Origin of the sequence: uncultured Clostridium sp. (assembly GCF_937920395.1) — a bacterium.
In the GTDB taxonomy this organism is placed as follows: domain Bacteria; phylum Bacillota; class Clostridia; order Clostridiales; family Clostridiaceae; genus Clostridium_AD.
This window is the reverse complement of the sequence record NZ_CALEVF010000049.1, coordinates 1-20,905: the sequence shown is the minus strand read 5'-3', so window position 1 is coordinate 20,905 and position 20,905 is coordinate 1. Positions and strand designations below refer to the sequence as shown.

Annotated in this window: 16 protein-coding genes and 3 pseudogenes; 6 read left to right on the top strand and 13 right to left on the bottom strand. The window is 29.5% G+C overall.

Going from position 1 to position 20,905, the window contains the following annotated elements; translation table 11 throughout:
- Positions 1-34 precede the first annotated feature (34 nt).
- Both Q0649_RS05935 and Q0649_RS05930 read right to left on the bottom strand, forming a co-directional pair.
- Positions 35-1,873 (bottom strand): APC family permease, encoded by a 1,839-nt coding sequence (locus tag Q0649_RS05935; RefSeq protein ID WP_298838759.1) that lies wholly within the window; start codon positions 1,871-1,873, stop codon positions 35-37.
- Between the two features lie 88 nt (positions 1,874-1,961).
- A complete protein-coding gene (locus tag Q0649_RS05930; protein WP_298838756.1) occupies positions 1,962-2,189 on the bottom strand; it encodes a hypothetical protein in 228 nt (75 codons plus the stop codon).
- 207 nt (positions 2,190-2,396) lie between these two features.
- Here Q0649_RS05930 and Q0649_RS05925 point away from each other — a divergent pair, with 207 nt between their 5' ends.
- Positions 2,397-2,570: a hypothetical protein gene (locus Q0649_RS05925; RefSeq protein WP_298838754.1), complete on the top strand. Its 174-nt coding sequence runs from the start codon at positions 2,397-2,399 to the stop codon at positions 2,568-2,570.
- A gap of 87 nt (positions 2,571-2,657) precedes the next feature.
- Here Q0649_RS05925 and Q0649_RS05920 read toward each other — a convergent pair whose 3' ends face one another.
- The 3 genes and pseudogenes from Q0649_RS05920 to Q0649_RS05910 form a co-directional block, all read right to left on the bottom strand.
- Positions 2,658-3,305, bottom strand: coding sequence for a hypothetical protein (locus tag Q0649_RS05920; RefSeq protein WP_298838751.1), 648 nt, complete (start codon positions 3,303-3,305; stop codon positions 2,658-2,660).
- Positions 3,306-3,630: 325 nt separating this feature from the next.
- The gene (locus tag Q0649_RS05915; RefSeq protein ID WP_298838748.1) at positions 3,631-3,786 is read right to left on the bottom strand and encodes a hypothetical protein; all 156 of its coding nucleotides are present in this window, start codon (positions 3,784-3,786) and stop codon (positions 3,631-3,633) included.
- 519 nt (positions 3,787-4,305) lie between these two features.
- Positions 4,306-5,026 (bottom strand): annotated as a pseudogene (locus Q0649_RS05910) (MFS transporter); the annotation flags it as partial.
- Positions 5,027-5,234: 208 nt separating this feature from the next.
- On the opposite strand from Q0649_RS05910, the gene fliB reads away from it, so the two are divergent.
- Entirely contained in the window at positions 5,235-6,455 is a 1,221-nt protein-coding gene (fliB, locus tag Q0649_RS05905; RefSeq protein ID WP_298838745.1) for a flagellin lysine-N-methylase, read from the top strand.
- Between the two features lie 57 nt (positions 6,456-6,512).
- Positions 6,513-7,256 carry an EFR1 family ferrodoxin gene (locus Q0649_RS05900; protein WP_298838742.1) on the top strand — a complete coding sequence of 248 codons (744 nt, stop codon included), beginning with the start codon at positions 6,513-6,515 and terminating at the stop codon, positions 7,254-7,256.
- A 253-nt stretch (positions 7,257-7,509) separates the two neighbouring features.
- On the opposite strand, the gene Q0649_RS05895 is transcribed toward Q0649_RS05900, so the two are convergent.
- The 3 genes from Q0649_RS05895 to Q0649_RS05885 all read right to left on the bottom strand — a co-directional run bounded on the left by Q0649_RS05895 (position 7,510) and on the right by Q0649_RS05885 (position 10,746).
- Positions 7,510-8,433, bottom strand: a complete 924-nt coding sequence (locus Q0649_RS05895) for a ketopantoate reductase family protein (RefSeq protein ID WP_298838739.1) — start codon at positions 8,431-8,433, stop codon at positions 7,510-7,512.
- A 278-nt stretch (positions 8,434-8,711) separates the two neighbouring features.
- Positions 8,712-9,434, bottom strand: a complete 723-nt coding sequence (locus Q0649_RS05890) for a hypothetical protein (RefSeq protein ID WP_298838736.1) — start codon at positions 9,432-9,434, stop codon at positions 8,712-8,714.
- Positions 9,435-9,471: 37 nt separating this feature from the next.
- The gene (locus tag Q0649_RS05885; RefSeq protein WP_298838734.1) at positions 9,472-10,746 is read right to left on the bottom strand and encodes a D-alanyl-D-alanine carboxypeptidase family protein; all 1,275 of its coding nucleotides are present in this window, start codon (positions 10,744-10,746) and stop codon (positions 9,472-9,474) included.
- 240 nt (positions 10,747-10,986) lie between these two features.
- On the opposite strand from Q0649_RS05885, the gene Q0649_RS05880 reads away from it, so the two are divergent.
- Together Q0649_RS05880 and Q0649_RS05875 are read left to right on the top strand one after the other, a co-directional pair.
- Positions 10,987-11,847 (top strand): mechanosensitive ion channel domain-containing protein, encoded by an 861-nt coding sequence (locus tag Q0649_RS05880; RefSeq protein WP_298838731.1) that lies wholly within the window; start codon positions 10,987-10,989, stop codon positions 11,845-11,847.
- Between the two features lie 45 nt (positions 11,848-11,892).
- Positions 11,893-12,801 (top strand): AEC family transporter, encoded by a 909-nt coding sequence (locus Q0649_RS05875; RefSeq protein WP_298838728.1) that lies wholly within the window; start codon positions 11,893-11,895, stop codon positions 12,799-12,801.
- Positions 12,802-12,882: 81 nt separating this feature from the next.
- On the opposite strand, the pseudogene Q0649_RS05870 reads toward Q0649_RS05875, so the two are convergent.
- Positions 12,883-13,078, bottom strand: a pseudogene (locus Q0649_RS05870) (L,D-transpeptidase); the annotation flags it as partial.
- Positions 13,079-13,457: 379 nt separating this feature from the next.
- Between Q0649_RS05870 and Q0649_RS05865 the strand changes: the two are divergent.
- Positions 13,458-14,837, top strand: coding sequence for an MATE family efflux transporter (locus tag Q0649_RS05865; protein ID WP_298838725.1), 1,380 nt, complete (start codon positions 13,458-13,460; stop codon positions 14,835-14,837).
- A gap of 14 nt (positions 14,838-14,851) precedes the next feature.
- Here the strand turns inward: Q0649_RS05865 and Q0649_RS05860 are convergent, their stop codons facing one another.
- From Q0649_RS05860 to Q0649_RS05845, 4 genes and pseudogenes are all read right to left on the bottom strand, one after another.
- Entirely contained in the window at positions 14,852-15,751 is a 900-nt protein-coding gene (locus Q0649_RS05860) for a cation diffusion facilitator family transporter (RefSeq protein ID WP_298838722.1), read from the bottom strand.
- A gap of 237 nt (positions 15,752-15,988) precedes the next feature.
- The gene (locus Q0649_RS05855) at positions 15,989-18,715 is read right to left on the bottom strand and encodes a UPF0182 family protein (RefSeq protein WP_298838719.1); all 2,727 of its coding nucleotides are present in this window, start codon (positions 18,713-18,715) and stop codon (positions 15,989-15,991) included.
- A gap of 124 nt (positions 18,716-18,839) precedes the next feature.
- A complete protein-coding gene (locus Q0649_RS05850; protein WP_298838715.1) occupies positions 18,840-20,231 on the bottom strand; it encodes an aldehyde dehydrogenase in 1,392 nt (463 codons plus the stop codon).
- Between the two features lie 179 nt (positions 20,232-20,410).
- Positions 20,411-20,905: pseudogene (locus Q0649_RS05845) on the bottom strand (cell division protein FtsH); the annotation flags it as partial.

Sequence of the window (20,905 nt, the reverse complement as noted above, 5' to 3'; positions counted from 1 at the left end):
AAATTCTCAGCCTAGACTAAGAATTTTTTAGTATCTATTCTTTTATTATATACGGTACTGTGAGGACTGCAACATTTCTGTTTTTATATAACATACTTTTTATAAAATATCCCGTTTGATTATGAAGTATATTGTGCCACCACTTAGTAATAACAAACTGTGATATTACTACAGTTACTGTTTCTCCATGTTTCGATGCACGATCCTCAGACTCTATAAAGTTCATCAATGGTTCTATAATGTCTCTATATGCAGAGTGTTCGATTATTAATGGAATTCCAGGATTATATTCTTTCCATTTTACTTTTAGTTTTTCAGTAGTTGCTTGATCAGTTGATACATGAAAAGCAACTACATTATTAGATAAACATCTAGCACAGTTCAATGATTTTAAAAAGGTCTTATTTAATGTACCTAAAAGTATTATTACATGTTGTTCATTATTTGTTTTTATTCCACTATTAGGTCTTTCATCATTCGATAATTTAATTTGTTTTACTACTTTATTATAATGATCTTTTATCTTTAACATAACATACACAAGTAAAGGTATTATAATAAAAACTAACCAAGCCCCATGAACAAACTTTGTGATACCTATAAGTATTACTGTAATAAAAGTTACAATACCACCTAATCCATTTATAGCAGCCTTATGTTTCCAGCCTTCTTCTTTGCTCCTTGTCCATTTGAGGAACATTCCAACTTGCGAGAGTGTAAAAGATAAAAACACACCTACTGCGTATAATGGCAAAAGCAAATGAGTATCTCCTCTAAATACAATAATTAATATACCAGCTGCTGTAGCAAGTACTATTATTCCATTTGAGAAACTGAGTCTCTTTCCTCTTTGTGAAAATTGCCTTGGAACGTATCCATCTTGTGCCATTAAAGAAAGTAGCAATGGAAGACCTGCATAAGCTGTATTCGCAGCCATTACTAAAACAAACGCAGTCGTGACTTGAATAATATAAAACATTATACCTTTTCCAAATACTTGCTGAGCAATTTGAGCAAAAACAGTCACATTCGCAACAGGTACTGGCTGATAAATTGTTGATAAGAATGATAACCCACCAAAAATAAAAAGAACTAAACAAGCAAGTAAAGCTAAAACAGCTTTTGCATGCTTTTGTGATGGTTCTTTAAAGTTAGGAATTCCATTACTTACCGCTTCAACACCTGACAACGCAGTACAGCCTGAAGCAAACGCCCTAAGAAACAAGAATATTGTAATGTCCCCTATTTGCTTTGGAATTGAATACAATGGTGCTGGTGTATATCTAAAAACAAAATGCCTTATAAGGCCAGTTATTATAAGAATTATACATGAAACAATAAACAAGTATGTTGGAACTCCAAAAATTTTAGAAGATTCCTTCGTTCCTCTTAAATTACCAATTGTTAAAATTACTAGCATTACAAGAGCTATAGCCACTTTATGATTAAGAAGTGATGGGATAGCTGATGTTATTGCAGCTGTTCCAGCACATATACTTACAGCAACTGTAAGTATATAATCAACAGTAAGAGATGCTCCAGCAGTAAGTCCAGCAGTTATTCCAAGATTATCATGTGCAACTATATATGATCCACCACCATTTGGGTAGGCATCAATTGTCTGCCGATAAGACAAGACAAGTAAAATTAATAGCAAAACAATACATAATGCAGCATAAAACATGTATTTATATGCCATAAAACCCATAACTCCAATTAATACAATTAAAATTTCCTCACCTGCATATGCAACTGAGGAAACTGCGTCACTAGATAATATAGGTAATCCCCAAAAAACGTTTAATTTTTCCCCTTCTAATTCTTCTGTTTTTAATGTCTTGCCTATTAATATTTCTCTTAATTTTGAAAACATATATACACCTCTATTATATAATTTATTCTTAAATTTTTAAATTCTTATCTATTATATAGTATTTCTTTATATTTATCTTATAATTCAATTAAATATCTAATATTTTTTGTTTTCCAAGATCATTTAGATAAAATTCGCATTTTTTACCATCTTTCCAGTTTATTTCAGCTATATATCCTTTATCTTTAAGTTCTTTTACTATTTCTAATGTTTCATCTTTTGTCATTTCAACTAAACTATTAATACATATTGGCTTTACAAAATCATATGCTGCTTCTTTATAAAACTCACGAATTGCATTTAAAACTTTATCCATAAAAATCATACTCCTTATTTTAATAAATCATAATCTCATTTATTAACCCACGCGTACTTTTATACTAATCTTAATAATTATTATCTATAATCGCATTATATTATTCATGCACTTGATAGTGAACACATTATATCAAATCCAGTATATATTTTATGCTAAATTAGTATAAAGATACGCTCAAAAGCATAAAGATTGTGTTAAGATTTTTTGTTAAAAAAAGACATATTAGATTCATTAGCACTATTAATGTTACTCCCCATATGTATAAGTGCTCAGGCATTAACAAGTAAACCCGATGCTCAAGTAGTCACAACTCAAAGATACTCACCTAAAACACCTTATGGAAATCAAATAAAATTAGAAAAACAAATATATAACTAAACCTAATAAGAAATTAACAATATTAAAAATCCATCTGGAGTACAGATGGATTTTTAATATATCAGTCCAATTACATATTAATATTTTTTATTCACCAATAAAAGTAGCCATCCCATTATCTCCACTGTAAGGAGGTGCTCCTTTAACTGTTACATAACAAATTATTAGCATATACTCTGACCCCCTAGGAATAACTCGATTAAAAGTTAATACAAATGTTTTTGCTAAGCCATTCTTTGAATCTATTCTAACCATATTATCTGTAAGCGAATTTCCAGCATTCACATTATCATTTTTACCAAGAGTAGCTATAACTTCAGGTCTAACATTAACTGTATCTTTGATCCAATAATTAGTTGCCTTCGTTCCTAGCCTTGTGTCAACATCTCTATCGTAGGTAATTTGAACTTGAGTAGGTGAAATTTGCTCAAGTTTTACTAGCCTTGGAATAGGAAATCGCATATTGTCATCATTTTCCATGTCTATCTTCGTCATAGAGTTCATTGTGTTCATTCCGTCCATCATTGGATTGATATTCTGCATTGCAATCATCTGTGGAATTTTGTACATACTGCCTTGCATATTCATCATTTGATACATGCTTTGCATAGTCATCATATGATACATGCATTGCATCATATTATACATGCTTTGCATTTCCATCATTGGATTCATTCCATACATATTACTCATTTTGGGGATACCTTCCATAGGATTATTTAAATATGTTTTCAATAATTACACCTCATTAATAATTTTTATCTATATCATTATTATATGAAGTAAATTTATATTTGTGATTCATATATATAAACACAAAAACAACAAATGTGATAAAAAGCAAAAATCATATGGGCTCCAGATGATTTTTACATTTTAGTTTCTCATAAGATATACCTTTAAGAACATCATTTAATATTTTCTCTAAAAACGGAGCAACTTTTTTGCAAGTACCTAAATCATACAAATAAAAATACCCTTAATCTTTGTTAAATCATTCTACAATAAAAGGTATTTTTTGATTTCTTTATTTATTCTATTAAATTAACTCACTTTTAGATTATTTACCAACTAAACCTCCACCATTTCCTGATCCTGAGCTTTGTGGGCCATATATTGGTGGTCTCTTAGTGTTCTTTTGTTGTGAAGACTTTGCTTTCTTTTCTTCAATAATTTTTTTCATTATTTCAACGTTTTTATTTACATCATTTTTCATACATTTCACCTTCTTTTTTTATTTTTTATAAAATTCACAATAAAAAAACTAATTGCTCTGTTCTAATTTAGTATTAGCAATGAATATTTTCAAGATATGTTTATTATTTTATAATTTATTATACCCCAAAAACGATTTCTTGGGTAACGCCTATTAACAATACATATTTTACTCAAAATACTCATATTTAAAACACTATCAATAACTATTTACAATTAATTCTTACTCTTGTCACTATAATGACACAATCAATTGTTATTATAAATACATAGAAAGTAATTGATTTTTTTTAATTAGAGCCCCCTTTAATTAAATATAAATTTAATATAAACAAAAGAAGAACTGAAGCATAATCAGTTCTTCTTTTGTTTATATTTTAATATTTTATAATATTTATTTATAATTTAAAAATTATTTTGTTTTAATAATAAAATTATTTCCTGCGCAGTAAAAGGTGAAGCCAACCGTTCTTTATTCACTTAAATTTTAAAACATTTACTTTCTTATACACTTTAAAATAAACCCAAATACTCTACCTGTCAGTACATCTGGTGTTATCTTCTTAAGCAGTGTATTAATTGATGGCGCAAGTCCTGCTGTTGCAAACCCAAGTAAAAATTTCAATGCCATTAATTTCCATGTATTTTTTACGAAGGCCTGAGGTATAAATAAAACTAGAGTTAGGTAGCTGTTTCCATACTTCTTTCATACTTAAAACCTTTTTTTCCTCTTGTACAAACTCCTCTTTAACAAACAACAAAGTTGCAATGAATGCAACTAACATTAATGGTCCAAGAAGTAATCCTGTAACAGAAGCTGTTGAGAGCACCCCCAAAGCCCATCCTGCATGTTCTCTTTCTGTTTGAGTTGCTATAAGTGTAATACAAGCTGTATTATACCCAGTTATAACTCCTTGGAGTATTCGAAGTCCGATCAATTGATATACATTTTGCGCAAGTCCCATACTTCCAATTACAATAGCCATTCCGAGGCTTGCACGCAGTAGCATAGGTTTACGTCCAAACTTGTCTGCTGCGTATCCACATATTGGTGAAAATATTGCGGATACAATAAATGTTGTGCCAAAAGCAATTCCTGATATCTGCTCGATTGCAGCTACATTATGGATTCCTAACTGTCTTATATAAAGAGGCATAATAGGGGCTATTTGACTCATGCCTATTGCTGTAACAAGTGTTCCAAACCAACATACATATAAATTTCTTTTCCATAACTTCAATTATATTTTCCCTCTTCCCTTACTTTTAATTGTAACCTAATTATACCATTTCTACCACACAATCTATAAACTAAGTAGCTACAACTCTTTATTAAAATCATTTATATACCACTTCCTATGAATAGACATCTGACAAACCTAAGATATTATAGTAAAATGAATATAGAACATAAAACTTGGAGTAATTTATAAGCAAAGGAAGTAGACAATGGAGAAAACTATAAAACTAAGATATCCGACATATCTTAAAGAATTTGAATGTATTGGTGGAAAATGCAAAGACAGTTGCTGTATTGGTTGGGATATAGATATTGATAAGACAACATTTAGGCAGTATTATAAAGTTGAGAATAAAGAAATGAAGCGCATGTTTCAGAAAAATGTACATAATAATGAATATTACCTAAGCCCTGACGTAGATTATGGAAAAGTAAAATTAAAAAGCGGGAAAAGGTGTGCCTTTTTAGATGAAGATAATTATTGTATAATTTATTCTAAAATTGGAGAAAAATATCTTTCAAATGTTTGCACATCTTTCCCTAGAATAACAAATATGGTAGATAGACATTATGAAATGTCCCTTGATGTAGCCTGCCCCGAAGCTGCAAGGATTCTTTTATTAAAAGAAGAAGGAATTAAATTTACACAAAGTGAAGAAACTTTAGGAAAACATATAATATCAAGTGACATTGAAACTACCTCTACAGAATATAGCAACTCACCTATTATGTATTTTAAAGAAATTAGAGCCTTTGGTATTAAAATAATACAAAATAGGAAATTTGATATAAGTAAAAGGCTTTATATATTAGGTGATTTTATAAGTACATTAGAGAAAGAACTTAAACATAAGTATAATAATGTTCCTAAATTTATTAAACAGTATGATATGGATTCAGTAAGTAATTCTTATAAAAAAAACGGATCAAATTATATTATCCAGATAGATTTTTTCAAAACAATGCTTGGCTTTTTAAATGTATCTAAAGAAGTGGACAGTCTTTCTTTTAAGGAATATACCAAGCAGATTATATCTGGATTCAAATTTGATGAGATCAAAGACATTAATATACATTCCGAACTTTATACAAAAGCATTTGAGGATTATACTGAAAATTCCATGAAGAATAATAGCTATATTTTTGAAAATTATTTAGTGAATTTTATGTATAACTATATGTTTCCATTTACTGAATCACAATCAATATTTGATGGATATATTATGCTTTTAGTAAGATATTCATTTATTAGATTTTATTTAGTTGGAAGATATCTATATAATAACCAAGATAATAAAGAAGATATAGTTGAATTTATTCAAACTTTTTCAAAGACCACAGAACATCACAGGACTTATTTAACTGATTCTCTAAATTATATAAAGGAACATAAATTCGATAATATGGAATTTGCTAAAAAGCTTTTATAAAAAATCACAACATTTACTAAAAGGTAAATTAGTTAGATTAGACTTTAGGAGGGTTTTATGAAAGTATTATATTTTACAGCAACGGGAAATAATTTATATGTAGCAAAAAAAATTGGAGGCCAGTATTTCTCCATTCCAAAGTTAATAAAAGAAAAACAATTAGAATTTGAAGATGAAAAAATTGGTATTGTATTTCCAGTTTATAATGGTGGTGTTCCAAAAATTGTTGAAGAATTTCTAGATAAAGCTAACTTAAAAAGCAAATATATTTTTGGAATTGCAACTTACGGAGCTTTTTCTGGCTCATCCTCAAGACATCTTTTCGATATTGGAGAAAAGAATAAAATTAATTTTTCATATATTAATGATTTGCTTATGGTTGACAACTATCTTCCTGGTTTTGATATGGATAAACAAATTCAAAAGGAACCCAAGAAAAATATAGAAGAAAATCTTATTAAAATAATTAATGATATTAAAGATGGAAAGAAATTTATTAAGAAAAACCCAGCTATATTTGAATTTGTTAGAATACAAGCTAAAAAATTCTTCAATAATAAATTTGAGAAAAATTTCATCATAGAAGATAATTGTAATGGATGCAAAGTTTGTGAAAGAGTATGTCCTGTAGATAATATAAAAGTTGATAAAAAACCTGTCTTTAAAAATAATTGTCAACATTGTCTAGCTTGTATTCAGAATTGTCCACAAAAGGCTATAACTCTAAAAACTGAAAAAAGTAAGGCTAGATTTATTAATCCTAATGTTACCTTAAAAGAAATAATAGAAGCAAATAATTAATTTACCTATGTTTTTTATAATACCACTATTTAAATAAATTTTTTTCTGAAACTTTTGGATTTTTATGTTATATATTGTTTTTTATCTAAAAAATTTACAAATAGTTCTTAATTTCGTCACTATAATGACACAAATAATTGATATACTAAGTATATAGAAAGTATGTGATTGATTTTTATTTTTTTAATTAGAGTCCCCCTTTAATTAATATAAATTTAATATAAAACTTTAAAAAAGAACTGATGTAATTATATCAGTTCTTTTTTGTATACCCAAAATGTTTCGCTATTTTCTTGTAATTTGGAACATCAATATCATATTTTTCTGCAATGTTTACAATACTAAAGATAAGTTCATCTTTTTCGCTGCTTTTTCCTTTCTTAATATCCTTTTGCATTGAAGCAGTTGTATCTAAGCTAAATCCACTTAAAATTACAAGGTTTTCATCTACAAAGTCGGTATTCAAGTTAATATTTAATACAATTGCAATCTTTTGTAGTTCCTTAAGTAGCAATATAAACATTTTTCTACATTCTCCATCATTTTGAAATTCACCAGCTTCAGCATCGTAATACGCTCCAGTAGATGCATATGCTGATGTAAATGAGAATTTCTTAAATATGTCACGTCTTATATTATCTGAAATAATTCCTTCTATTCCTGCTTCCTCAAGATCTAATTGTATTTTATGTAATAAATTTATATCCACCTTTGTATCTTCTCTTGCGCCAAAAACGACTCTAAATATTTTAATTGTCTGCGTTATCTCTCCAGGAGCTGATATGTATCCACCAACATAAATACAACCATCAAGAACAGTCATGTCAGTCAGAACCTTGGATAACTTCTCCTTGGCATTTAATGAATTCAAAATTGGAATTACAATGGTCTTTCCATTAGAAGCTTTCTTTATGATAGAAACAGTCTCATTTAAGGAATATCCTTTAACACATAAGAAGATCACATCAAACTTTCCATACTCCTCGTCGCCATCGAATACCTTAACGTTTTTCAAATTTATTTCGCCATTTAATGTTGAGTAAACTATAAGCCCGTTTTCCTTTATAGCCTTTAGTTGAGCCCCTCTTGCTATAAATGTAACGTCTTTTCCGATTCTTGCTAAATATCCACCAATACAACCACCTGTACCGCCTGTTCCTATTATCAAGTATTTCATAACTCACTCTCCTATATGTCACATATTAATATAAAATCCATTTGTTTTATTATAACTCATATGACACATATAATCGTTATTATAAATACTATAAAATGTAGATGTTTTTTTAATTAGAGCCCCCTTTAATTAATATAAACCTATAAAAGAACTGTTGAAATTTCAACAGTTCTTTTATTTATTAGTATTTATTCTCTTAAAAAATATCCACATTAGGACAATGGCTAAAAAAACTAGTACAAAAATTCCACTCTAAACTCCACATATGCATAATATGTCTAATGTAAATTGTTAAATGGATTATTTGTCATTGCCTTTACAAATAAGTACGGAAAGGTGTTTTTTAGATGCTTAATATACATAATCCATTGACTTACACTTGCTCTATATACCCTTTTTATATCACTCCTTATATGTTCTTTTTCATCATCTCGTAGCTGTGACAAATTTCTTGAAGACAACTCATCTTGCAAATGAAAAACTGCCGTTAATAAGTGGGTAAAAGTTTCATGTTCCAACAAATTTGGATTTTCTAATAATCTCAATAAAAAACCTCTTTTACTTAGAAGGAATTCATTTATTTTCTCTAGGTCTATTTTGTGAAATTCAATTTCATAATTACAGTTTTTACATTTTTCTAATGCTTTTTTAAAATCTCTATCTTCCCAACTTGAATCAACTATAAGAAAACTCGCAATCTCATCAACATTCGGGTCAACAACTGTAAAATATTTTAATATATCAGTTCCAACTTCATTAAAAAACACACCTATTATTAAATTTAACTTTTCTATTAAGCCTTCCGTCTCTCTTTGCTTAATAACCTTATCAATAACTAAGGATACTAACAAAACTTGAATAGGTATAAACGCTAAATCACCTAAAAAATACAACAAAATAAGATGTGTATCTCTAAAAAGATAATAATGGAGAGAATATAACACTACTGATAAAAATATCAATAACACTGAAAATCTAAAACGCCAACCTAATTTTTTCATTCTTATCCTCCTATAATATTACTTATGATACATTCATTTAATATTTTTCCCTTCTACTTCTTCTGTGTTTTCTCTTTTTTAAATTATTTGTTCTTATTATTAGAGCTATTGATAATAAAAATACAATAATTATTGCAGCTGTCATAATATATATAGGCATATCATTCTTTATTAAAGATCCACTTGGAGCTGCAGAATATAATTTATACATTCTTACTTTTTCTCTTTGTGTTACTCTCAAGGTTCCAATGCTATCGTTTCCTTTAATACTAGAAACCGTTATATCTGATAAGTTTATATTTTCCTTCAAATCTTTTTTATTTGCTTCGTTCTTATAATAACTAACATCCTCTTTAACTATTAGTGGTACACTAATAGCTTTCTCTGGTCCAAAGAATTTAAGAGGTTTGTATTTTAATATTTTTGTTTTCACAACAGAATCTTTTGCATATAATAAAGTCCTGTGTAAATCATAGCTGTAGTTAATTATTTTTTTCATATCATTGAAAACATAAGTGTCATTTGCATCCATAACCGATCCCATAACAACGCCCATAATTTCTCTACCATTTCTTTCATAAAAAGCTACAAGACATCTCCCTGCCTTTGATGTATATCCAGTTTTTCCTCCAATACACCCATTGAGTCCAAGAAGTTTGTTAGTATTTTTGATTTCAAATATTGTACCTTTTGATGTTGAAAAAGTACTTTGCTTTTTATTCATTGTCTCTTTTACCCATGGATTTAAAAATGCATCTCTAGCCAATATGCTCATATCATAAGGCGTACTATAATGTTCTGGGTCATGAAGTCCATTAGGCGTTACAAAATGGGTATTAGTCATCTTCAATTGGGCTGCCTTATCATTCATCACTTTCATAAAGTTTGTAGAATTTCCTGCAATGTTATCTGCAATCATATATGCCGCGTCATTTGCTGAAAATATTAATAAAGCATCCATTACATCTGTACTTGACATGGTCTCATTAAGACCGATTGAATGTAAACTAGCATTTAATGAATCTGCTGGCTGAATTTTTGCACTTTGTGAATATTTTATTTTATCAGTCTTTACCTTGTTCTCAGCGAGCAATAGTGCAGTTATTAGCTTTGTCATACTTGCAGGATACATTTTCTTGTCCACATCTTTAGCGTAAATTATCTCTCCAGTTGCAACGTCAACAGTGATAGCAGCTTTCCCATATATTGTTGGTTCATTAGTAATGCTCTTACTTGTAACAGCAAAAACATTTAAACTCATAGACGATACTAGAAACAATACAATTAAAATAAAAAATCTTTTGTTTTTCAACTTTCATCTCTCCATTAACTTTTATTTATTGTGTTTAAATTATATAATAAGACTTGCAATATATCATTTTACAAGACGATTTTGAATACAAAATTTTTAATATGAAATTTTAGCGAATAAGCTAATATTATAGCACATTATTCAAATACTGTCATTGACATAGATGTAATTTTGCTCTATACTACTTAAACTATATGTTAATACATGTAGTTTAAATTAACATAAAGGGGAAGAAAGCTAGTGATTAAATTTTTGCTTAATATAGGTTTAAGATTTGAAACTGTAGGAGTGTTAATAAAAATTATTATAACATTATTTATAATAATGTTGTTTCATTTGGTAAAAAAAAGTATATGCTCATTTATTAATAAATCAAATTTTGATTCACTTAATACAATAAAATATAAAAAAACATCTTCAGTATCTTTAAATGTTCTAACTGCCATAGCGATTATACCAATATGGATGTATGAGTCTAAAGATATATTTACATTTCTCGGAATCTTCTCCGCTGGACTTGCCTTTGCCTTTCGTGATCTTGTAGCAAGTTTTTTAGGCTGGCTTATAATTAATACTCATAAACCCTTTAAACTTGGAGATAGAATAAAAATTGGAGAAAGCCTGGGGGATGTAGTCGCTATAGATTGGTTTTATACTACTATAATTGAAGTTATGGAAAATGACAACAGAACATATGGACAAAGCACTGGAAGAATTACTCATATACCAAATATACAAATACTCACTGAAGACCTTATAAATGAAACTAATGCATTCCCATTTACTTGGAATGAACTTAAAATAAGAGTTACACTCACGAGTAACTGGAGAAAGGCTAAGAACATATTAATGTCTATTGCTGATGATAAAGTAGGCGATATAGAGAAAGAGGCAAAAGATTCACTAAATATTGCATCAAAAACTCTTCCTATTTATTACGAGAATCTTTCTCACACAGTATATACTTCCATGGAATCCGGTTGTGTTTGTTTAAACTTAAGGCTTATTTGCAAGGCTAGAAATTTCAGGAATTTACAACATGCCTTAATTGAAGATATTTTAGATGAATTTACTAAACATAAGGATATTGAATTATTATGATTCCAATATATTTCCACTTTAAATACCATCGTAAGGAGACATTAAATGAACACTATTAACTCACAATTTGTTATGTCGTTAAGTATTATTTTACTCGGATACTTTCTAAAGAAAGTAAATGTATTGAAAGAAAGCGATGGAGGCGTCATCTCTAGATTGATTTTTAATGTTACACTTCCCTCCATTGTAATAAATGTTTTCAGTACTATGACTATAGACAAAAGCCTATTACTCGTACCTATAATTAGCTTTGTATTTGGGTTAATTATGGCATTAGTCGCACTCATTGCATTCAAAGGAGAATCAAGGCGCGAAAAAGGAATGTTAACAATGTTAGTCCCTTCCTTCAATGTCGGGCTTTTCGCATATCCTATAGTTGAGTCCATATGGGGCCGAACAGGGCTCAAATACTTTGGAATGTTTGATATGGGCAATTCCTTCATTGTTTTCGCTGTTTGCTATATTATTGCAAGCATTTATTCAAGTAGCAAAGGTGAAATAAGTTACAAAAATATTTTATCTAAGACACTACACTCAATACCTTTTCTTACATACATTATTACTTTGGCTATTAATCTCTTAGGCCTTACCATTCCCAAGCCTATTATACAAATAACTGGAATTCTATCCAAAGCAAATATGCCTCTTGCGTTATTAGCACTTGGATTATACTTAAGCTTTTCCTTTAAAAAGGTATATTTAAAAAATATGGCCAAGATAATTGCATTAAGATACATAATTGGATTTGGAGTAGGCATACTTATTTATACTTTAGTACCCCTAGATCCAATGTTTAAAAAGACTATATTAATCGGTCTTATATTACCAATTAGTTTTACAGTTATTCCTTACTCAGTAGAATTTAGCTACGATACTAGGTTTGTAGCTACTGTCAATAATCTTACAATTATAATAAGCTTTTTACTTATGTGGGCAATTATTTCCTTTGTTTAAAATATATAAATTGTCTACTATGTCACAAAGCTTAGAGCTCAGTCGCAATATATGTTGCGATCCTCTTTTATTATTAAAGTCTCCAAACGCATTTCGCCAACTTGCATCATGAATTCCAATACCTGCGTTAAACGGCATCCAAAAGGTAACAGGTGAAGCATATCCTTTACCTTTAAGAACTGCATCTTTTTCTTTATCTTTTAATTTATATACGCCATCTGGTGTTGCATCATTCAAGCTTACATTCCTGTGACAATATCCACCCCTTCATCACAACTAATTTTAAAATTAGTTGGTATCTTTTCTAAGTCTATATTTCAGTTTATGTACTAGCCCTCCTACTTAACCCAATTTTTATAAATAATTTATGTGATTTAAAAAATATTGTAAAGACATTACTCTAGTTGCAAAGAAAACTCCAAATTGGGGATGTATTAAACTTTCAACAAATGTAATCTATACAATAAACACAAGTTGATTTATTCTTATTCTTATGCTACTATATTACGTAGAACATTTAGGAGTAGTATCAATTTAAGTTTATATAATCCTAGATACCCTTGTAAATAGAGGTTTCTTAGTTATGAAACACAATAAATCAAACTCAAGGATTAACAAAATAGAAGATACAATATTAATTAAAAGGTGGTATTTATATGGATAATACAAATGAATTAGCGTCAGAGAAGGTTGGCTCCCTTCTTTGGAAATTTTCAATTCCTGCAATAATAGGAATGCTTGTAAACGCTTTATACAGTGTTGTGGATAGGATTTTTATTGGTAGAGGTGTTCCTGATCCTCTTGCTCTCTCGGGAGTCGCTATAACCTTTCCAATTACAAATGTTATAATGGCCTTTGGAATGCTTGTTGGAATTGGTGGAGCTGCTGTAGTTTCTATTAAACTTGGACAGCATAAAAAGGAAGATGCAGAGAAGATACTGGGAAATGCATTTGTATTAGTAGTTATACTTTCTATAGCAGTAAGTATTGTAGGCCTTGTATTGCTTAATCCGATACTAATCCTTCTTGGTGCTAGCCCAGCAACAATTACTTATGCTAAACAATTCGGATCTATAATATTACTTGGAGTTATACTTCAAAATTTAGGTTTTGGTATGAATCCATTTATACGTTCAGAAGGTAATGCACTTATGGCTATGGTTACAATGCTTATAGGTGCTATACTAAATTTCATATTGAATCCTATATTTATTTTTGGTCTAAATATGGGAGTAGTTGGTTCAGCCCTAGCTACTGTAATTTCTCAAGCTGTATGTTCTATTTGGGTCCTTTCATACTTTTTAAGAGGGAAAAGTGTCTTGAAATTAAAAAGAAAAAACATGAGGTTACAGAAGGAAATTGTGAAAGAAATATTAGAAATAGGTGCGTCTCCTTTTTCTATGCAAATGGCAGCTGGTCTTATTACTGTAACCTTTAATAAGAGCCTCGCAAAATATGGTGGAGATTTGGCAATAGGCGCTTTTTCACTAATAAATAGTATAAATATGTTAATTATGATGCCTGTTTTTGGATTAAATCAGGGAGCACAACCGATTATAGGTTATAACTATGGTGCTAAAAGTTACACGCGGGTAAAACTAGCATTAAAATATGCAACTATCGTCGCTACCCTTATGACTATAGTTGGCTTTGTGTTTGTTCAACTTTTCTCGGTTCAAATAATAAGTATATTTAACAACAGCGACAAAGAACTTATAAGTCTTGGTTCTAGAGGATTAAGAATATTTCTTATAATGCTTCCATTAATAGGTTCGCAGGTTGTGTTTACAAATTATTTTCAAGCTGTAGGTAAGGCTAAGATCTCTATCTTCTTAAGTCTTTTAAGACAAATTATAGTACTTTTACCCTTAATACTTTTAATGCCACGTTTATTTAAATTAGATGGAGTATGGATGGCTGGACCAGCATCTGACTTTATCGCATTTATAATAACAATCGTAATGATAACAATAGAGATAAAGAAGATGAATAAACATGAGCTAAGTTTAGAGCGAATTAAAGAAAATGTTATATAAGTAATTAACGCTTTCTAAACTAACTTTCCATGTTGTCCACTTACCGAACTTACTTCCTTTGAAATTTCTGGTTCTAGATGAATCATTACATATGAGTCCCCAGTAAATATATTTTTTATTTCCGCTTCAATTTTATCGGAGAGGATGTGAGCATCCACTAGTGATGCATTTGCGAAAACATGAACATTCACATTAATTTCTCTTGTCGGTCCACTTTTTCTAGTTTTTAAACTATGATATCTAGTGATTTCTAAATGGGAGTCAAGTATATTTATTATTTTTGAAATATCCTCATCCGGAAGTTTAGAATCTACTAAATCATTTAGAGACTTTTTGATTAAAGTTACTGAAGTCTTAACTATTAAAACTGAAACAAATATAGCAGTGATTGGATCTATAATTGGTATTTTAGTTATTTTCAATAATATAAGTCCACTAAACACTCCTATAGACGTATATACATCAGTTAGAAGATGCATAGCATCCGCTTCTAGAGCAATTGAATCTGTCTTTTTTGCTGCTTTTAATAAAACCATGGATATGCAAAAATTAACTGCAGCTGCTATCATCATTACAAAGATACCCACACCTACATTTTCAACAGATCCACCATTAAACATTCTTTTTATGGCTTGATAAACTATGAGAAAAGCAGCAAGTAAAATTAGCAAGGCCTCAACGAAACCAGATACATTTTCATACTTACCATGTCCAAAAGGATGACCAGCATCCTCAGCCTTTGAAGCTATCTTGATTGAGAAATAGGCAATAATGCTTGCCAAAAGATCTATAGAAGAATGGATTGCTTCAGAAATAACACTAACTGAGCCCATTAATATTCCAGCTATAACTTTTAAAATTATTAACGCAGTATTAGAAAATATAGATAATAACGCGTTTTTTTGTTTGTTCATTTTTATTCATTCCTTTCAAATTTAAATCAATTGATAATAATCAATATTTCTATTATACACCTACCAAGGTCTGGAATCAACGATTTTATTGTATTTGTTTAGCAATTATCATTTTCAATTGATAATATATTTTACATTATTTTACTTGATGAGTCAGCTTATATAATTAGCTACCTAGTTAGAATAAAAAAAAAGCAGATGCAATTTTGCACCTGTTTTTAATTTGTTATTCACTCTTTATTTATTTAGTTGTTTTAACAAAGTACCAAGTTGATTAATATATTCTCCATATTTTGCCCAATCTAAACTCTTTTGAGCATCAAGTGCTTTAGTATATAAATCATTTGCCTGCTTAATTAATTTAGTTTCAGTTTGAGTTAAAGGAGCAGTCGCTGTAGTTCCTGTCCCAGCTTTAACTACTGTATTTGGTGCCTGATAATTAAATATCTGTTGAAGTCCAGTTTCAATATTATCAACCATCAACAACTTACTGTCGTATGCAATTATTATTTTCTTCATTTCCGGAATACTATTGGCACCACTAGCTCTTAAATACAGAGGTTCAATATAAAGTAGTGAATTCTTTATTGGTAAAATCACAGTATCTCCATATTGCACTTGAGATCCGCCCGTATTCCATAAAGAAAGCTGTGCTGAAATTGTAGTATCTTGACTTATCCTCTGCTTAAATTGGAATGGACTGTAAACCGTTGTTTCTGATGCTGGAAATTTATTTAAAAACAATTTTCCATAATTTTCTCCATCCATTCTAGCACCTAAAATTGCTGTCATGTTATACTTTCCCTTTACATTGAAATACTGTTGAAGTATCATCTCTTCACTAGTGCTTCCTGGTAATTTTTCTACAAGGTATGGCGGAATAGTTGTTTTAACATCTCCACCTACTGCTGTCGCATTCTTGGAAACATCCCAAAAATCTTCCCCGTTATAAAACACCCCTGCATCAGTTACATGATATTTACTTAGTACTGCACTTTGAATATTAAATATATCAGATGGATACCTAAAATGTGCTTTAATGTCAGCTGGCACCTTAGATATATCCTTAAACAACTTAGGGTACGTTTTTGCATAAGTTTGCACAATTGGATCTGTTTTATCTGACACATAGAAATTTGTATTTCCATCATAAGCATCAATTACAACCTTAACTGAGTTTCTAATATAGTTTACTCCATTTTGTGGTTGTGAGTATGGATATTTAGATGATGTTGTGTATGCATCAAGTATATAATATACTTTCCCTCCACTTATAACAAGATATGGATCTTTGTCATAAGTTAAAAATGGAGCTATGCTCTTTGCCCTTTCAACAATATTTCTGTTTATAAGAATTTTACTTGTGCTTTTAATATCTCTTGATAGTATAAAATTCATATCCCCTTTGTTTATTGCAAATAAAAGTTTATTACCTAAATTCATTTTAATTCCAGCTTCGCCAGAATAATTTGTTATTTTATTAGTTCCACCTTGAGGATAATCAAATTCACTTACATTAGTATTTACTAAGGCATAATCATTTGTTTGCTCCCCAAAATAAATTCTTGGATTAGTTAATTTAATATTTGTACTATTTTCTAAAGGCATATCTTTAATCACAAAATCAGGTTGACCCTCTGTTGTAACTGCATTTACTTTGCTCATTACAACGCCATAACCATGTGTGTAAATCATATGAGTATTCTGCCAAGTGCTTGGTGATAACGATTTTGAATCTATTTCCCTTGCCGCAAGAAATACTTGACTGTATTTATTATTTATTTTATATCTGTCTACGTCTATATCACTAAAATTATAGTAATATCTTAATATTTGTACTTGATTATAAAATTCAAGTGCCTGCGTAGATGAATTTATTCTAATGTTATCTATTGTTTCCTTATTACTTGCAATATCCTCTTGTTTCAAATCATTTTTTATATTAAAAGGCGTTGTAGTAATATTGGCTATATTGAATGCTTTATTTGTAAAATCAATATTATTTTGAATATATGGTTTTTCAAGTTCCTTTTGATTTGGTTTTACAACAGTACTCTGAACTACAGCCGCTGATATTACTTGTACAAAGCTTATTAATACTATAGCGACAACTGAAATTATTATAGGCTTAACCTTTGATTTCAAAACATTAATAAATATTACAACTGCAGCAATTATACAAACCACAATTAGTATTTTATAAAACAGTAATGTTACATGAACATCAGTATAACTTGCACCATATGCAACCCCACTTGGACTATACACTAAATTAAATGAATTTATTAAATATCCAATCGAAAGAAAAAATGCTATAAGTGATGCTATTATTGCAATTTGTTTTCCTGCAAACACACTGAGTTCCTTACCTGTTGATTTAATGTCATCAAAAGGGTTTACTGCCTTCCCTACCTTAAACGTATCCTTTGTTTTAAACACAAAGAAAACTATCGCTTTAATAATAATTAAGAATACTAGCAACGTCATTACAAAACTATATAATGATTGAATTAAAGGAAGTTTAAAAATATAAAAAGACACATCCAAATTAAAAATAGGGTCTTTCGCATTAAAACTAACTGCATTTATAAATTGAAGAATCATATTCCAATATACGGATGAAAAAGCAAAAGAAAATACAAGTGAAATAATTATATTAGAAGCTATAAAAATCTTATTTTGAATAATATCTTTTTTTGTATTTACCTCTACTACTTTTTTCATATGTGCAATACTCTTTTTTATTCCCTTATAGTAAAACAATATACCAATATAACTAAGGATAAAAACAGGCACCATAAGCTTTAACACTGTAAGTATTTTGGTAAAGTATACCGAAAGATATCCAACTGTATTAAACCACTCAATATTAATAATTAATTGAGCTATATTACCTAACGAAAATAAACATACAAAAAGAATTATAACTATAAACGATACAACGAACTTTTTTTTCTTACTCATAAAATCACCTCTTATTTATTTTATATATAACATATTTTTAACATATTCTTAAAATATTTTCCACATAACTTATATACATTATATCTTATATTTATCCTTATTAAAGCATTAGTTTAGAAAACAACTATTTTAATATTTTTTTTATAAGTTTTATTCTATTTCCATAAGGTGGAAAAATAAGTTTTATATCTATAGAGGTACTTTTCTTTAATATACTTTTTCTGTGAGAAAAAGTCTCAAAACTATCTCTTCCATGATACCCACCAATGCCTGAATTCCCTACTCCACCAAAAGGCATATTTGAACTTGCAACGTGAGATATAGTATCATTAACGCACCCTCCCCCAAAAGAAATTCTACCCAAAACAGCTGTCTGAACATTTTTATCTTCCGTAAAAACATATAACGCTAATGGCTTTGGTCTATTATTTATCATTTCTATAACTTCTTCTAAATTCTCATATTCTAGTATTGGCATAATTGGTCCAAATATCTCATCTTGCATAACTGCATCCTTAAAGTCTACGTTATCAATAATTGTTGGTTCAATGTACAAAGTACCTTGATTTGAATTACCACCATATATTACTTTATTCTTATCTTTCTCAATTATTGAAGTCAATCTTTTAAACTGCCTACTACTCACAATTCTTCCGTAATCAATGCTTTTAGAAGCATCCTCACCATAAAAACTTATTGCTGTACTTTTTAACTTTTCTATAAATTTTTCTTTTATAACTTTGTCCACAAATATATAATCCGGAGCTATGCAAGTTTGTCCTGTATTTACAAGTTTACCCCATAATATTCTTTTTGCTGCAATGTCTAAATTAGCAGTTTTGTCTACTATTACTGGACTTTTCCCACCTAGTTCAAGTGTTACGGGAACAAGATTTTCTGCAGCTGCCCTCATCACTATTCTTCCAACTGGTACGCTACCAGTAAAAAATATATAATCAAATGCTGAATTAATAAGCGCAGAAGTAGTTTCTTTTTCCCCTTCAATAACTCGTATATAGTTTTTTTCAAAAGTTTCTTCAATTATTTTTCTTATTAACCCTGACACAGTAGGTGTATTTTCTGATGGTTTTAAAACAGCACAATTTCCAGCTGCTATTGCTCCTACTAAGGGCTCAATTAAAAGCTGAAACGGATAATTAAATGGTCCTATAATAAGTACTGTTCCATATGGTTCATACATAATATACCCCTTAGATGGAAACTGATGTATAGGTGTCTTCACTCTTTTAGTCTTAGCCCACTTCTTTGAATGTTTTATAAAATTACCTATACTATCCAAAACGAAACCAATCTCTGTACCATAAGCTTCAAATTCACTTTTCCCCAAATCCCTATATAATGCATTTATTATCTCTTTTTCGTATTTTTTTATTACGTTTTTTAACTTTTTAAGTGCAGATATTCTATATTCTATGTTCCTTGTTTCTCCTGCAAGAAAAAACTTATTATGTTCATAAAGCATGTTTTTTACTATTTCTTTATCTATTATATCCATATTAAAACCCCCATTTAATTATTATATTAAAGCACTTTTAAAAAATGTTTAGTATTTAAATACTAAGTCTACACTATTTATACCACAATTTGAGACAAAAAAAAGAAATAAAAAGAACTTAGCCTTTTTATTTCTTTTTTACCTTTTATTTTAAAAACAATTTAATTTCAAATAAACTTTTAACTTCTTGCAAATATCTCTTGAAATTCTACACCTTCTAGTTTTTCTTTTATTAGAAGTTCTTCTGCAACGGCATTAAGTTTACTCCTATTATCAGTTAAAAGTGTTAAAGCTTTTGTATATGCTACATCTATAAGTTTCTTTACTTCTTGATCTATTTTGTATGCTGTTTCTTCACTATATTTTCTATCCTTGCCCATATCTCTTCCAAGGAATACTTCATCACTACCTGAACCAAATGCTATTGTCCCAAGAGTGTCACTCATTCCATAATCCATCACCATTTGTCTTGCGATTCCTGTGGCTCTTTCGATATCATTACTAGCACCAGTACTTATATCACCAATAACTAGTTTCTCTGCAACTCTGCCACCAAGCAATCCCACAATTTCTCCTTCAAGTCTTGACCTAGACATATATGATCTGTCTTCTTCTGGAAGACGCATAGTATATCCACCAGCCCTTCCTCTTGGAACTATACTTATCTGATGAAC